Annotated in this window: 16 protein-coding genes; 9 read left to right on the top strand and 7 right to left on the bottom strand. The window is 62.4% G+C overall.

Annotated features, from left to right (window positions below; all coding sequences use genetic code 11):
• Positions 1 to 15: 15 nt before the first annotated feature.
• Together QYL91_RS08225 and QYL91_RS08220 are read right to left on the bottom strand one after the other, a co-directional pair.
• Positions 16 to 657, bottom strand: a complete 642-nt coding sequence (locus QYL91_RS08225; RefSeq protein WP_302080018.1) for a zinc metalloprotease — start codon at positions 655 to 657, stop codon at positions 16 to 18.
• Positions 654 to 2225 (bottom strand): TraB/GumN family protein, encoded by a 1572-nt coding sequence (locus QYL91_RS08220; protein WP_302080017.1) that lies wholly within the window; start codon positions 2223 to 2225, stop codon positions 654 to 656. The genes QYL91_RS08225 and QYL91_RS08220 overlap by 4 nt, the downstream gene beginning before the upstream one ends.
• Before the next feature lie 109 nt (positions 2226 to 2334).
• On the opposite strand from QYL91_RS08220, the gene QYL91_RS08215 reads away from it, so the two are divergent.
• The 3 genes from QYL91_RS08215 (at position 2335) to QYL91_RS08205 (ending at position 3613) form a co-directional block, all read left to right on the top strand.
• Entirely contained in the window at positions 2335 to 2610 is a 276-nt protein-coding gene (locus QYL91_RS08215) for a PadR family transcriptional regulator (protein ID WP_302080016.1), read from the top strand.
• Positions 2611 to 2647: 37 nt separating this feature from the next.
• Positions 2648 to 3079: an acyl-CoA thioesterase gene (locus QYL91_RS08210; RefSeq protein ID WP_302080015.1), complete on the top strand. Its 432-nt coding sequence runs from the start codon at positions 2648 to 2650 to the stop codon at positions 3077 to 3079.
• Between the two features lie 78 nt (positions 3080 to 3157).
• On the top strand, positions 3158 to 3613 hold the full coding sequence (locus QYL91_RS08205) for a DUF7992 family protein (RefSeq protein WP_302080014.1): 456 nt from the start codon (positions 3158 to 3160) through the stop codon (positions 3611 to 3613).
• Between the two features lie 43 nt (positions 3614 to 3656).
• Here QYL91_RS08205 and QYL91_RS08200 read toward each other — a convergent pair whose 3' ends face one another.
• Positions 3657 to 3800: a rubrerythrin-like domain-containing protein gene (locus tag QYL91_RS08200; protein WP_302080013.1), complete on the bottom strand. Its 144-nt coding sequence runs from the start codon at positions 3798 to 3800 to the stop codon at positions 3657 to 3659.
• A gap of 239 nt (positions 3801 to 4039) precedes the next feature.
• Between QYL91_RS08200 and QYL91_RS08195 the strand changes: the two genes are divergently transcribed.
• Positions 4040 to 4369: a ribbon-helix-helix protein gene (locus tag QYL91_RS08195; RefSeq protein ID WP_302080012.1), complete on the top strand. Its 330-nt coding sequence runs from the start codon at positions 4040 to 4042 to the stop codon at positions 4367 to 4369.
• Between the two features lie 34 nt (positions 4370 to 4403).
• Here the strand turns inward: QYL91_RS08195 and QYL91_RS08190 are convergent, their stop codons facing one another.
• Positions 4404 to 5744: a class-III pyridoxal-phosphate-dependent aminotransferase gene (locus QYL91_RS08190; protein WP_302080011.1), complete on the bottom strand. Its 1341-nt coding sequence runs from the start codon at positions 5742 to 5744 to the stop codon at positions 4404 to 4406.
• 266 nt (positions 5745 to 6010) lie between these two features.
• Between QYL91_RS08190 and QYL91_RS08185 the strand changes: the two genes are divergently transcribed.
• Positions 6011 to 7930, top strand: a complete 1920-nt coding sequence (locus tag QYL91_RS08185) for an Ig-like domain-containing protein (protein ID WP_302080010.1) — start codon at positions 6011 to 6013, stop codon at positions 7928 to 7930.
• A gap of 78 nt (positions 7931 to 8008) precedes the next feature.
• Entirely contained in the window at positions 8009 to 10102 is a 2094-nt protein-coding gene (locus QYL91_RS08180) for a CARDB domain-containing protein (protein WP_302080009.1), read from the top strand.
• A gap of 104 nt (positions 10103 to 10206) precedes the next feature.
• Here the strand turns inward: QYL91_RS08180 and QYL91_RS08175 are convergent, their stop codons facing one another.
• Together QYL91_RS08175 and QYL91_RS08170 are read right to left on the bottom strand one after the other, a co-directional pair.
• Complete coding sequence (locus QYL91_RS08175; RefSeq protein ID WP_302080008.1) at positions 10207 to 10446, bottom strand: hypothetical protein; 240 nt, start codon at positions 10444 to 10446, stop codon at positions 10207 to 10209.
• A gap of 15 nt (positions 10447 to 10461) precedes the next feature.
• Positions 10462 to 10737 (bottom strand): PadR family transcriptional regulator, encoded by a 276-nt coding sequence (locus tag QYL91_RS08170; RefSeq protein ID WP_302080007.1) that lies wholly within the window; start codon positions 10735 to 10737, stop codon positions 10462 to 10464.
• A gap of 451 nt (positions 10738 to 11188) precedes the next feature.
• On the opposite strand from QYL91_RS08170, the gene QYL91_RS08165 reads away from it, so the two are divergent.
• Positions 11189 to 11467, top strand: coding sequence for an amphi-Trp domain-containing protein (locus QYL91_RS08165; protein WP_302080006.1), 279 nt, complete (start codon positions 11189 to 11191; stop codon positions 11465 to 11467).
• Between the two features lie 263 nt (positions 11468 to 11730).
• A complete protein-coding gene (locus QYL91_RS08160; protein ID WP_302080005.1) occupies positions 11731 to 12438 on the top strand; it encodes a DUF7117 family protein in 708 nt (235 codons plus the stop codon).
• Here the strand turns inward: QYL91_RS08160 and folD are convergent.
• Entirely contained in the window at positions 12435 to 13328 is an 894-nt protein-coding gene (gene folD, locus QYL91_RS08155; RefSeq protein ID WP_302080004.1) for a bifunctional methylenetetrahydrofolate dehydrogenase/methenyltetrahydrofolate cyclohydrolase FolD, read from the bottom strand. The genes QYL91_RS08160 and folD overlap by 4 nt on opposite strands.
• A 218-nt stretch (positions 13329 to 13546) precedes the next feature.
• Between folD and QYL91_RS08150 the strand changes: the two genes are divergently transcribed.
• A complete protein-coding gene (locus QYL91_RS08150; protein WP_302080003.1) occupies positions 13547 to 14122 on the top strand; it encodes a MaoC family dehydratase in 576 nt (191 codons plus the stop codon).
• Positions 14123 to 14195: the final 73 nt, after the last annotated feature.

The raw sequence follows: 14195 nt of genomic DNA, 5'->3' as shown, positions 1-14195 counted from the left end.
CCCATCGCTCGCGGCCTAGAAGAAGCCGTTGAACAGCAGGAGCACTCCCAGACCGACCGTCGGCACGAAGACGGCCGCGAAGACGAGTTTGTTCCACCGCAGGACTGTCTTGCCGTCCAGCGGTCCGAACGGAATCATGTTGAACCCCGCCAGCAGGAGGTTGATGATGACACCGAGCGAGCCGACCGAGCCGAGGAAGCCACCGAACAGGGCCCAGACCGGGAAAAACAGCGCCGCGAGCGCGACGTTGGTCAGCGGGCCGGCCAGCGCGATGAGGCCGTTCTCCCGGTCGGTGATGTAGCCACGGTGGTGGACCGCGCCGGGCGCGGCAAAGAGAAAGCCCGCCAGCGAAGCCACGATAGCCAGCCCGAGCATGCTGTAATCAGCGCGAAACTCCGCCACCTGCCCAAAGCGGATGGCCGCGACCTTGTGAGCTAACTCGTGGAGGAGAAAGCCGCCGCCGACGGTTATCATGCTCAGCGCGAACGCACGACCGAGTGCAGCGACATCGAGTTGCCCGTACTGGAGCGCCTGCAGGTGGCCGGGATTCAAAAACAGCGTGAAGGCGACACCGAGTGCGAGCCACGCTGCCGCCAGGTCCCGCAGTTCGGTCTGGCTGAACCGGATGTCGCCGATTCGGTAGGCAACGGTACTCACGTCACCACCTCCCAGATGAGTTCGGCGCTCCGGCGTGCGCCGATGACCATCTGGTCGGCCAGCCCCGAGACGCCACCGACTTCAGCCGAGAGCTGGGGCAACAGGACGGCGGCAAAGAGGAGACTGGCGATGAAACTCCCGATGTTCGTCATCCCGACGACGAGGATGAGCCTGAACAGCGGGACCTCCCGCATCCGCTTGACGATGTCCATGATGGGCGATTCCTCGTCTGAGAGCAGGTCGTTGAGTGTGCTGATGTCGCCGACGCTCACGTCGAGATAGCGGAGTTCGACGTAGCCGGCAAACCAGCCCGGCGCGAGCAACGGATTGACGCTCGTCAGCCACGCGACGCCGCCGCCGACCAGCGCACTCGACCAGTGTGCCCCCGCGAGTTTGGCCAGCCCAGCGGCGATGACGCCGTTGACCAGAAACCACACGCCAAAGAGGACGAGCAGGTAGCTCTGGCGGACGCCGGCCATCGCCAGCAGGATGAAAAAGACCAGAAAGCCGACCGTGAAGAGGTAGCCAAAGGCCTTGTAGAGGATGCGCCCGAGACGGCCGCTGTCGGGGAGTCCGACGAGCGACTCTGCCGGCGGAAGCGTCTCGGGATTCGCCAGATACCCCTCGATACCTTCTCGGTGACCGGCTCCGACGACGGCCACGACGTCGTAGCCCGCCTCGCGGAGCGCGACCAGTCGGTGCGCGATGAAGGCGTCCCGTTCGTCGATAAGCGCCTGTGCGCCGCCCGGCGAGAAGCGGCGAAACTCCTCTATCATCGCGGTCACCACGTCGGCGTCGGTGAGGTTGCCCATGTCGAGTTCCTCCTCGCCGTCCACGTCGTCGGCCAGGCGGGTCAACAACAGTCCGATGGGCAGGCCGACGACGACAGTAGTCAGCCCCGCGAGTGCGAGCGTATCGAGCACCGGGACGAGGACGCTGGCGAGAGTCCCCAGGACGGGCAGTGAGACGCCGGCACCCAGCGAGGCCGGGACGAAGAAGGGGCCGCCAAACGCCTGTCCGAGGACCGCAACCAGGAGGCCGACAACCATCCCGACACCGAGCCCGACACTCAGCGGGGGCCCGAGGATAATCGCCATCGAGCCGGCCATCGTGAATTTCTCGCGCAGGCGCATGCGCTTCCAGAACCGCTGAATCGTCAGCTGGATGTCGCGGTCGACCAGTGCGAGACCCATGCCGTTCCGTTCGGCGGTGTCGACGGCCGCTTTCATGTCCGCGCCGGGTTCGGTATCGAACTGCTCGCCGAGACGTGTCTGGATGTACGAGAGCAGCCAGTAGGCGATAAACTGGTAGACCGTCTTCCCCTTGATGAGGTCACCGGCATCGATGTCCTCGGGGGTCTCTCCCTGCATCCGTTTGTAGCGGTTCTCGTCGAGTTCGACCGCGACCACGTCGGGGCGTTCGCGCTCGATGGTCTCCTCGACCTCGTCGACACTATCCTGCGAGACGTGGGCAGTTCCGACGACGGTGACGGAACCTTCCCCCGACGGCTCTGCGGGCGGCGTCGGCGTCGCCGCTCCGACGGGGTCACCGTCCGCGCGCTCAGTCATTCGATTGCCCTACACAGTCGCCCGGTTTACTCTTGTCGGGACCGAGCCCACTTCGCGCGGGCGGTCAGAAGAAGGTAATCTAATATAGGCCGAGTTCGATGTGCCGCTAATGTACGACTTGACCGGATTTCAGCGAGACCTTCTGGTAGTCATTGCGGGCCTCGACGAGCCACACGGGCTCGCAATCAAGGAGGAACTCGAACAGTACTACGAAAGCGAGGTCAATCACGGCCGACTGTACCCGAATCTCGACGAACTCGTCGAGAAGGGACTCGTCGAGAAAGGCGAGAAGGACCGCCGGACGAACAGCTACCACCTGACCAAACGTGGGGACCGCGAGATAGACGCCCGGCAGGACTGGGAAGCCCAGTACGTCTCCCCGTAACGGTACACACAACCCGCTGCCAGACGAACGGGTGGATATGCCGACGCTACTGGAGACCAAAGTCGAGACGCGACGCTATATCTTTCCGGGCCAGTCAAACGCCATCGAGACGGCCCACGGTGGCGACCTGCTGAAGTGGATGGAGCAGGTCGGCGCGATGAGCGCGATGCGGTTTGCGGGCACTGATACCGTCACCGTCGCCGTCGACGATGTGAAGTTCCACCGGCCGATTCCGCAGGGGTCGATTGCACTCTTCGACGCGTACGTCTCCGAGGCCGGCGAATCGAGTGTCACCGCCAAGGTCCGTGGCTACGACGAGGACCGCCACACCGGCGAGCGCGACCTCGCGACCGAGGCCGTCTGTGTCTCCGTCGCTGTCGGCGACGACGGCGACACGGTCACTGTCCCCGACCTGACCGTCGAGACCGAGGAAGGGAAGCGCCTCCACCAGGCCGCACGCGACGAGTAGCGCCACGAACCGACCGATGCCGGCGTGGGGACAGGGCGTGGCGACTAGACTTATCCCCGAGAGCGCCGATATAGGACTATGACCCTCGACGTCGAAACGCCCGACCCGCCGGAGCTACAGGAGATGAACCCCAACGAGTACGAGGACGCCGACGTCGTCGGCGATACAGACTATCGCCGCGACGAACTCGAAGCGTTCCTCCGGGACGGTGCCTGGGAACGGGCCTTCGAGGAGTGGACCGAACGCACTGATATGGACGAGACCGACTTCGGGATTGTTCTGGACCTCGAACTACTCCGCCAGTTCGACTTCTTCTGGGATTCACACGCCGACAGAGTCGGCTATCACGCGCCGGGACTGCCCGAAGACTGGAAGGAACGGGACCTGCACCCTGACATCGAGTCGTGGGGGACCGTCTCCGGCATCAACGCCGGACTGACCGAACTGGGACAGATTGTCTGTGAGGTGCTCAAAGACGAGTACATCGACTGGGAGACGGAGTACGAGGCGCCCGACGACCTCCCCGATTTCTAGCCGGCCTCACCGACACCAGCATCGGCGAAAAACTACGGAGGCTTCACTCTCGCGGGACGGAGAGGTTCTTCATCTGGCCGCCACACGCCCGACAGCGACACGCATGTGTCTCACAGCGGTCCCGCTCCCCACAGGACTGACACTCGTAGAGGCGTTCCGAAGACGGCGAGTACGGGTCCAGCCTCATCGCGTCTCCGCCGGTCCCGGGACCGACATGTTCGAGGGAATTTCTGATTTTATTGTGCTGTTTTTTCGTTTTTTACTCATCGTACGTCCATAATGTAGCGATAAAAGTAATTAAGCTTTTCGCGAAGCGCATAATTTGCGATTGGACTTTCATATCTGGTGAGCGAGTCGAGAAGCGGCCGCCTCCACTGTCCGCTGGAGAGTCGAAACCGGTATCCTCGTGCCTGGGTATGGTGTGGTATGAGCCTCGACGACCTGACTGAGGACGTAGAATCGCAGTACTCGGACCTGGGCGAACAGTTGTCCGTCGACCTCGACCGGGAGACACGAAACGAACTGGCGATGCTCACCACGGCACTGGAGCCAGACGACACCGACGAACTCTTGCGCCGGGCCGTCCACATGCTCTTTCAGTCGGCCGTCGAGACCGGAAATCTGGACTTTCACCTCCGCAGCCAGTACGATGCCACGTACGACGAGTACCTCTCGGGGATGACGTTCGAAGAGATGACCGGCGGCAACCAGTTCCCCCAGCCACAGCAAAACGACGACCGGCGATACCAGTTCTGAGCGGCCACTCTGTCGTGTGTGACGGCGAGTGAGCTTACGCGGCGTCTGCAGCCACACCGAGCAACTCTACGCCGAGTCGGATTTCGCGCTCGGTGGCGTCCAGGGGCGGCAGCAGCCGCATCGTCTTCGTGCCACAAGCCATCGTGAGCAGTCCCTCGGCGAGTGCGGCCTCCATGACGGCATCGCGACGGTCCGTCGACTCCCACTCGACCGCGAGCATCAGCCCCTTACCCCGCACGTCGACCGCACCCGGCAATTCGGCCCCGCGGAGGAGCGTTTTGGCCTGCTCGCCCCGTTCGGTGACGTTGTCGAGCAAATCGTACTCGCGAATGGCGTCGATGGTCAGCGCGCCCTGTGCCGCACCGAGAATATCGCCTGCCCCCCACGTCGAGGAGAGGCGACTCTTCTCGTCGGGGAACACCTCCTCGCGGGCGATGGTCGCACCCACGCGAAGCGCCTTCGCGCTGGCGATGACGTCCGGTTCGATGGCGTAGTGGTCGCTGGCCCACATCTTTCCAGTTCTCCCGAGTCCGGACTGGACCTCGTCGACGACCAGCGGGATGTCGTGGGTTGTGGTGAGTGCGTCGATTTCGTCCATGAACGCGTCGCTGGGAAAGCGATACCCGCCCTCGCCCTGGACTGGTTCGAGGATGAGATACGCCACTTCGTCTGCGTCGACAGCCCCCGACCCGTCGGCGAGCATCTCGCGAAGCCACGAAGAACCGCCGTGGAAGAAGCCACAGTCACAGCTGTCGGGCCGACAGGAGCGGTCGGTACAGAACGGCGTCTCGTGGACGCCGGCAATCTCGGGAAACTTCCGGCGGTAGACCCCCTTCGAGCGGTTGAGCGAGAGCGCTCCGAGCGTCCGCCCGTGGAATGCCCCTTCGGTGGTGATGGCGTACTTTCCGGCCGTGTGGTCGTAAGCAATCTTGATGGCGTTCTCGACGGCCTCCGCACCGGTGTTCGAGAGGAAAACCGTGTCCATCCCGTAGTGGCTGGAGATGTCGGTGAGTCGGTCCATCAGTCCCGCCGGGCCGGGAATCTCGGGGTCGCGTTCGAGGTCACTACCTGCGCGGACGTAAAAGTCCTGCCCGGCGATTTTCAGCGGGTCGACGAGGTCGAACGATTCCAGCGGGTCCAGAATCTTCGGGTTATTGTAGCCAAGCGGCATCGCGCCGACGTGGCCCGTAAAGTCCAGCAAAACGTTCCCGTCCACGTCGGTACAGAACGGACCGATAGCCGGTGCGGTGTGGTCCCAGACGAAGTCGTAGACGTAGGTACTCGGCGCGGCAACGTCGTGGTGATACTCGACGAAGCGTTTCGCGCCCTCGCCCGGAAATCCCGACACCTGTGGCTCGACGCTGTCCCGGTCCATGTATGGGGTTCGTTGACAGGCAACATAAAACATCCCGCCAGAACGAGAGTCCGCTCGGGTGAGACCCACAGCGGGAGAAGGCGGTCGGAATCGGTCGCAGGCGTTTTCAGAGGTTGAAATAGGTCCGGATTATTTATCAAGTAGTTGCTTTTTAATTAAAATATGGAATCGTCCGAGTGTCCAGCGCACGCCGTGGCGCGCCGCCGACGGGAGAGCGGTGACGCTCCTGCGAGAGGACGCCGCGTGTCAAGACGGGAGGGATTGTGATGTACAGCACGGAGAGCAGCGGGAGACTGCGGGCGGTCGTACTCGCGGCACTGATGGTCGGGTCAGTGCTGGCGATGACGAGCGCTATCGTCCCGGTAAGTGCAGCAGGAAACGAGCCGACAGCCATAATCCACGATGTCAACGAGACCACCGTCGCAGGCGGGGACAAGATCAACGTCACCTACAACGCGACGGTCGATGGAGGGACAGCTGACGTCCAGTCGGCGACGATACAGTTCAACGACAGGGAAACCAGCGAAACTGTCGAGAGTGTAAGTGTCGCTGAAGGTAACACATCGGAAAACGTCACCGTCCCGACGGCCAACGGGAGCTACAACGTGCAGCTCCTCGTGGAAGCCAGTGACGGGAGTACCGCGATAAGTGACGCAACGCAGTTGACAGTCGACACGGAGTCACCGACGGTCGAGATTACCGCACCAAAAGACGGTGCAGAGGTGACCGACGCGCCGACGCTCGCGGCGAACGTGACAGACAACGTCGCCGTCGCCGACGTTCAGTTTAGAATCGAAAACTCGACCGGGTATAACTGGACGGGAAGCACATGGGAAGACGGCGAGGCGTGGGTCAATGCCACCGAGGACGGTGACGTTTGGGAGTACGATGCTCCCGAGGAGAACGGTACCTACACTGTCGCCGTGCGGGCAAACGACAGTGTCGGCCAAACGACAATCTCGACGGACGGTACTTCCTCACAGCCGACGCCGTACAGCGACGGAACAGTCGACTACACGCTCGACTTCCAAGCCCCGGACCTGACCGTTGACGACGTCTCACACCCGGGCCAGAACATCACGGTTGGGGATAACGTGACAGTCAACGTAACCGCGTCCGACGCGACCAGCGGCGTCGCGACGGTGACTGTCGACGCCAGTCCGTTCGGCAAAAGCGACAGTCTGGCGCTGAACAACACCAGCGGCGACGACTGGAACAAGACGTTCACTGTCGAGAGTCTGACTGTCCCAGACGGAGACCGGACGGTTAACGTGACCGCGACCGACGAGTTTGGACTGTCCGCTACGGACAGTTCCGACGAGGTCATCATAAACACCGCTGCGGCGTCGGTCGACGGCATCTCTATCGAGACGAAGTTCGTCGGCGTCGTCGAGGACAGAGCAGTTCGTGTCACGGCCAACGGAATCGAAGACAGGAATGGCAACACGGTCACTGTCGGGATGGTCGACATTCTCGTCAACGGCGACTCGGAGTTCGAGTCGGTCCCAGTCGAGAGCGACGGGACCATCGATACGACCATCGACCCGACGAAACTGGACAACGGGACGGCCGAAGTCGGTGAGGACGTCGGCGTCCGAATCAATGGCACCAGTACCTCGGCTACGGTGACGCTGGCACACGAAGTGCAGAGTATGAGCAAGGGCTGGTACCTCGGCGGCACGCCAAAGCCGACGGACGAGGTTCTGATGTCGGGTAAAGGAACGGTCATCGCGTACAACCAGACCGATCCGGACGACTGGATGCAGGTCGACTCCTCGTACATGAACCGGGTCGGCGCTGGCTACTACTTCAACATCACCGGGGACGAAGCGCGGGTCGGCTACGTGTTCTCGGACTCGTCAAACACCCGAACGTGGAAACTTGACACCGGGTCGCACCTGGTTGGCGTCGTCTCCGACGTTGGTGGAGGTGACGGGAACGCCACGCTCGGGACCCTCAAAAACTACGTCAACGACGGACAGGCGACGAACCTCAACAACGTCACCTTCCACACCCCGATAAACCCATTCAGTAACGATGGGATAGAACCACTCTTCGAAAGCGCGCCGGGTGATACTACGGACCTGCCCGGGTACGGTGCGTTCTACATCGAAGTGACCGGACCCGATTCGCGGACGAAACCAGTGACGTACGTGGTCGGCACGGACGCGTACAGTCCGGAGTAGTATCGAGCCGAAACTATCTCGACGTATTTGACACACGACGGTCTCTTACCGCGTAGATAAGCCGCCCAATCGGAGACAATGACACGAGACGGAACGACGACGGCACTACTGGTACTTGTAAGCGGTCTGCTCGTCATATCGCTGCTGAGTCCAGGTATCGGCACAGTCAGTGGACAGGGTTCTCCCGAGGCCGCCTACTTTCACGGGAACGCAGTGACCGAAGACGGAACGAACATCCCCTCGGGAACGACCATCAAAGCAGTCACCGAGGACGGCGGGAGCAATCGGACGGTCGACGAGATAACGATGGACACCGACGGGGAGTACGGCGGGGCGGGCCTCGGCGAGGTGAAGTTAGAGGTACCGGGAAACGTTGACGGCGAGGTGTACTTTATCGCCGAGACCGGACACGGCAGTTTCACGGCCCAGGAGACCGTCCAGAACCCGCCCGCAGGCCAACAGCAATTCGATCTGACGTTCCCGGTCGGGTCGGCAGAGCCCCGGCCGTACTTCGAGATTTCCGGGCTGTCACCGACGGACAAGACCGCCATCGAGGGCGAGAGCGTCGACGTCAGCGCGACAGTCGATAACATCGGGAGCGAACAGGGGACTCAGACCGTCACGCTCGATATCAACGGCAGCACCGTCGAGACGCGGGACGTGACGCTCGGGCCGGGGAGTCAGGAGACAGTCGAGTTCAGCCTCGACACGGCCTCGCTTGGCGCTGGCAACTACACCCACGGTATCGCCAGCGACGACAACGGCCAGACCGGGTCTCTGACCGTCGAATCCAGGGAGGCATCGTTTACCGTCTCCGAACTGAGCCCGACGGAGACGACCGTTGTCAAGGGCGACACCATCAACGCCTCGGCGACGGTCACAAACGAGGGGAACGCGGAGGGAACAGAGACGGTAACACTCCAGGCCGGCAGTACCACGCTCGCCAGCCAGGACGTCACGCTGTCCGATGGCGCACAACAGGAGGTGACGTTCACCGGCGTCAGCACGAACTCGCTGGCACCGGGAACGTACACCCACGGCATCTACGCCAACAACGACAGCCAGACCGGTACGCTGACCGTCGAGTCCAGACAGGCCGCGTTTACAGTCTCCGAACTCGACCCGCCAGGCGAGACCATCACCGTCGGCGCGGAGGTTGCCATCGCCGCGAACGTCACCAACGACGGAAACAGCGAGGGAACACAGACGGTGACACTCCAGATCGACGGCCAGCAGTACGGGAGCGAAGCCGTCACGCTCGCCCCCGACGACCAGCAGTCCGTCGCCTTTTCGCCGGTGGACACGTCGGAGTTTGAGCCGGGGACCTACACGTACACAGTCGCCAGCGACAACGACAGCCAGAGCGGCACACTGGTCGTCGAAAGTGACACGCCCGCCGCGTTTCGCGTCACGGATATGAGCCCGACAGACCGGACAGTCAGTGAAGGCGCGACGTTCGAGATACAGGCGACAGTCCGGAACGACGGTGACCAGACGGCGACACAGCAGGTCCAGTACCGAATCGACGGCGAGACCGTTGCCCGCCAGGGCGTGAGCCTCGCGAGCGGCGATGAGACCACCGTCGAGTTCACCGGCCTCGAATCCGAGCCACCCGGTGCCGGGACGTACACCCACGGCGTCTACACGAGAAACGACAGTTTCACCGGGACGCTGACTATCGACGGCCCCGATGGACAGTCCTCGACAGGGTCGTTCACCGTCTCGGAGATGGAACCGGCCAGTGCGGCAGTCGCAAGCGGTGACACCCTCGAGGTGAGCGGAACAATCAGCAACGAGGGAAGCGTCGAGGAGACCCAGTCCATCGAGTTCCGCCTCGCGGGCGACCCGGTGGCCACAGAGCGTGTCACGCTGGGACAAAGCGAGACGACCGCAGTCTCGTTTACCGCAGCGACGGATTCGCTCGCGGTCGGCACGTACGCATACGGCATCTACAGCGACGACGACGAACAGGTCGGGACGCTGGCCGTCGAGAACGAGACGGCGGCGACCCCGACAAACACGACCAGCGCGACACCGACGCCGACACCGAACGACGACGGTGGTGGACTGATTCCCGACGGCCTCCTGCGGGCGCTGCTGTACTACGTCGTCGTCCCGCTGGTCGTCATCTACGCCATTCTGAAGGCGCTGGCCATCTACTTGGGGTACTAACTCCGAACGCGCAAGCGGTCATTCGTGGCAATCGTCGCGGAGTTTTCGGCGAGTCGGCGGCCTGATTCGACCGTACTGTCACAACGGCGCGTTGTTGTCAGAAACTACTCCAGTTGGTGGCCGTCCCGCGGACAGTAGTCGTAAGCCTCGTTTCGGGTCTGGAACCCACAGACGGGACACTCCCTGACAGGGGGATCTTCTCGCTTACGCCCACGGAACAGGAAGGGGACGAAGGGCAGAAACAGAAAGACCAGCAGGGTATCGAAGTACCACCACAGCGCGAGCGAACCGCCGAGACTCGCGACCAGTCCGGCGGCGGCAGTGGCCGTGCGGGCAGAGACCATCGAGAAGAGCGGTGACTACAGGTCGACGTACTGGTTTTCCCACTCGCGGCGCGCCTCGATTTCGCGGCGGCCACGGCGGGTGAGACTGTAGAAGTTGGTCCGGCGGTCGCGCTGGCCTTTCTCGACGAGTCCCTTCTCGACGAGTGTGTCGAGGTTCGGGTAGAGTCGGCCGTGATGGATCTCTTTCTCGTAGTACTCCTCGAGTTCCTCTTTGATTGCGAGCCCGTGTGGTTCCTCTTTGCCCGCAATGACATACAGCAGGTCACGCTGGAATCCTGTCAGGTCATACATCGGTACGGTCTACCGTGCTATTATTGTCGGAATATGTTAAATATGTCGTTGTATATACGTGGCGAGTGTTCATTGTCAGGGAGACATTACACCAATCGTGACCTGGAACAGCCGTTCGTGTGATTGAGTGTCACGGAAGTTAGCGATGGGCTGCCAAAAAGTATTCATACCGAGAACAGCGACGCTGAGGTTCCTCGCCCGGATATATACTTTCGGGCCCGGGTCGGCCCACCCCCCGCTTCGAACGGCGGGAGGTCAACAGCGCCACTGCTGAGAAGGGAGTCAGACACACGAACTCGTACCATTATCGGCTGTCACAAACAATCATCTATTCGACGTATTCTTCTATCACTCGCTGAGAGAAGATGTCACGTTGGGAGTGGGCAGTATGGCATCCAGCGAAGAGTTCACCACCAGCATCCTTATCTTCCCAGTTAGCCTACACCAGGGTATGACAGAGACAGTGCTGTTCGAGATCGAGCAACAGAGTAGCCTCGCCGACGTGGCAACATATCTCCGGAACGTCGCGGAGAAACTGGAATCTGGCGAGCAGGTCACCCTGGAAGCCGGTACAGAGCGCGTGACGCTTGACCCCCCTGAGACCGTCGAGTTCGAGGTCAAAGCCGAACACGAGGGACCAGAGGGGACTGGAGAACTGAGCCTGGAGTTAGAACTCGAGTGGGACGAGAACAGCGACGGCAGCGGCGACAGTTCACTCTCGATCAACTGATTCGACCGCAGACACGTCGCTCGTCGTTGTGAAAACGGAAAGGAAAGCGAGTACGCGGCAAAAGGCCGCGTATTCGCTTGCCGCCCTGAATTGGTCCCCGCTGACGCTTCGGCCCTCCAAGCGAAGCGTCAATTGAATTCTGTAGAGGGAGATAGTTAAGTGTAACGGCCACATCTCAACCGCACGATGGGACCGTGCCGTCTCGGCATTAGCTGTCGGTTCAGTAACAGTCATTTATTGTCGTCCACACGCAACGGAGAGACATGGAAATCCGCGGTGAGCGCGAGTGTACCGACTGTGGGGCCCGGTGGACCTACTACGAGACGGGGAGCATCGAGTGTCCGGACTGTGGCAGTATCCGAAGCGTCGGCGTCGGCGAGCGGACCGAACACACTGCCGGCCCGGCCGAACTCGACCTGCAGCCGGCTATCGAAGGTATCGACAACCGACCGCTCGACGCGGTTGCAGACACGGCCGTCGAGCAGGCACGGGCGTATCTGCGGACGGCTGGCTTCGTCCACGCTGGCGACCTGCGCCCGCTTACAGACCGGTACCTGCTCGCGGCCGAACTCCGTCGCGTCGGCGCGACAGTCGGACGGGCGCTGTCGGTCAGCGACGACGAGCAACTGTACTTTCTCTCCTTGCTCCGTGGCGGGGCCGACGGCGAACGTCCACCACCGGCAGAAGTGCCAAAATCACTCCGGGCAGAGCGTGGCCTGGCCGTCGCCGCGGCCGCCAGCGCCTACGTCTCGGACGTTCGCCGCCTCTACGAGGACCCCGAGCCGGCAGTCACGGACGTGCTCTCTGCTGTACGCGCCCGGTACAAGCGCATCGAGGCACTCGACGGCGACGTCCCACCGGAAGAAGCCGAGGCTGTCGTGCGGGCGCTCCGGGACCTCGGTGAGTACCTCCGCGAGGGCGACGAGGCGGCACTGGCGCGGGCAGGCGACCGGTTCGACGAGGACAGTTAGGGAAGCGCGACGTCGATACCGGTCTGGCGGCCTGCAGCCTTGACCGTGTTGTACAGCAACATCGCGCGGGTCATCGGACCGACACCGCCCGGGACCGGCGTGATGGCGCTGGCTTTCTCCTGTGCGCTCTCGAAGTCGACGTCGCCGACCAGTTCGTACCCTTTCTCCGTGTCGGCGTCGACGCGGTTGACACCCACGTCGATGACGGTGGTGCCCTCGCTGAGCATCGACCCGTCGACGATTTCCGGGACGCCCACCGCGGCGATGACGATGTCGGCCTGGCGTGTCTTCTCCGCGAGGTCGTCGGTCCGGGAGTGACAGACCGTGACGGTGGCATTGCCGCCATCGGTTTTCTGGAGGAGGAGGTTCGCCATCGGCTTGCCGACGATGTCCGAGCGGCCGACGATGACGGCGTCTTTCCCCTCGGGGTCGACCCCGGCACTGTCGAGGAGTTTCTGGATGCCATGGGGCGTACAGGGTTTGTAGCGGGCGTCACCGGCGACGAGTCGACCGACGTTCTCGGGGTGGAAGCCGTCGACGTCTTTCTCGGGGTCGATGCGGCGCAACACCTCGCGCTGGTCGACGTGGTCGGGGACCGGCATCTGGACGAGGATGCCGTTGACGTCGTCGTCTTCGTTCAGGTCGTCGATAGTGTCGTACAGTTCCTGTGCGGGCGCGTCGGGGTCGATGTGGATGTCGAGTGCGTCGATACCGACCTCCTCGCAGTCGTTCTGTTTCATCGAGACGTACGTCTCGCTTGCCGGGTCGTCGCTCATCAGGACCGTCGCGAGCGTGGGCGTCTCGCCGGCCTCGGCGAGCGTGTCGATGCTGTCGGTCAGCGCGGTGCGAATGTCGCTCGCGACCGCGTTCCCGTCGATGACGTCTGTCATTATCCGGTGTGGCGGTACGGCGAGTCTTGAACTCCCCGGTCTCTACTCGATACACTGCCCGACCGCGAGGAGACCTGGCGGTACTTCAACTGTTAGATGTCAACCGGAAGTGAACTTTGGCTATATCAACGACATACATAAATCGGGTCGGCGCCTGCTCTAAACCGTAACACGGCCGGCTGAGACAGCCAGTAGTCGGTCAGCGTTTCACCCCAATTATGTTCCCAAGCACGTACGCGAAACTGTCGACGCAGGTATTGTCGAACGTTGCCGAAGCGAGCTCTGCGGCGTTTACTGCCGCCACTGCACCGACCGTCACCGGTCAGACGGAGACGACAGAGCCAGCGCCAGACACCGTCGAACCCGGCGACGACCACGCGGGCTGGGAGAGTGACGTGCCTGCGGACGTCGCCGTCGGCGACACGAGCAGGTTCACGAAGACGATTCACGACGAGGACGTCAAGCGGTTCGCGGCGTCGAGCGGGGACACGAATCCGCTGCACCTCGACGAGGAGTTCGCCGAGGAGACACGCTTTTCCGGACGCATCGCACACGGCATCCTCGTCTCCGGACTCATCAGTGCGGCACTCGCTCGCCTCCCCGGCGACGTCGTGTACCTCTCACAGGACCTCGAATTCCTCGCACCGGTCGAGATCGGCGACCGCGTCACCGCCGCGTGTTCGATTGCCGAGGACCTCGGCAACAATCAGTATCGCCTGACGACGACTGTCACCGACGGCGACGGAGAGACGGTCATCGACGGGGAAGCCGTCGTACTCATTCTCCCAGAGTAGGGGAGATCGGCAAGGTTCGCGACGTGGGATATTCGCCGTTTCTTCTCTGACGAGCATCGAAGGCAAGTCATTA

This window comes from Salinibaculum rarum (assembly GCF_030505615.1).
GTDB lineage: Archaea > Halobacteriota > Halobacteria > Halobacteriales > Haloarculaceae > Salinibaculum > Salinibaculum rarum.
This window is presented reverse-complemented; position numbering and strand designations above follow the sequence as displayed.

Coding starts and splice junctions, on each gene's coding strand:
- QYL91_RS08200 (WP_302080013.1), bottom strand. CDS start 3,800: ATGAGGCTGGACCCGTACTCGCCGTCTTCGGAACGCCTCTACGAGTGT.
- QYL91_RS08160 (WP_302080005.1), top strand. CDS start 11,731: ATGGAAATCCGCGGTGAGCGCGAGTGTACCGACTGTGGGGCCCGGTGG.
- QYL91_RS08190 (WP_302080011.1), bottom strand. CDS start 5,744: ATGGACCGGGACAGCGTCGAGCCACAGGTGTCGGGATTTCCGGGCGAG.
- folD (WP_302080004.1), bottom strand. CDS start 13,328: ATGACAGACGTCATCGACGGGAACGCGGTCGCGAGCGACATTCGCACC.
- QYL91_RS08220 (WP_302080017.1), bottom strand. CDS start 2,225: ATGACTGAGCGCGCGGACGGTGACCCCGTCGGAGCGGCGACGCCGACG.
- QYL91_RS08195 (WP_302080012.1), top strand. CDS start 4,040: ATGAGCCTCGACGACCTGACTGAGGACGTAGAATCGCAGTACTCGGAC.
- QYL91_RS08165 (WP_302080006.1), top strand. CDS start 11,189: ATGACAGAGACAGTGCTGTTCGAGATCGAGCAACAGAGTAGCCTCGCC.
- QYL91_RS08175 (WP_302080008.1), bottom strand. CDS start 10,446: ATGGTCTCTGCCCGCACGGCCACTGCCGCCGCCGGACTGGTCGCGAGT.
- QYL91_RS08215 (WP_302080016.1), top strand. CDS start 2,335: ATGTACGACTTGACCGGATTTCAGCGAGACCTTCTGGTAGTCATTGCG.
- QYL91_RS08185 (WP_302080010.1), top strand. CDS start 6,011: ATGTACAGCACGGAGAGCAGCGGGAGACTGCGGGCGGTCGTACTCGCG.
- QYL91_RS08205 (WP_302080014.1), top strand. CDS start 3,158: ATGACCCTCGACGTCGAAACGCCCGACCCGCCGGAGCTACAGGAGATG.
- QYL91_RS08150 (WP_302080003.1), top strand. CDS start 13,547: ATGTTCCCAAGCACGTACGCGAAACTGTCGACGCAGGTATTGTCGAAC.
- QYL91_RS08210 (WP_302080015.1), top strand. CDS start 2,648: ATGCCGACGCTACTGGAGACCAAAGTCGAGACGCGACGCTATATCTTT.
- QYL91_RS08170 (WP_302080007.1), bottom strand. CDS start 10,737: ATGTATGACCTGACAGGATTCCAGCGTGACCTGCTGTATGTCATTGCG.
- QYL91_RS08180 (WP_302080009.1), top strand. CDS start 8,009: ATGACACGAGACGGAACGACGACGGCACTACTGGTACTTGTAAGCGGT.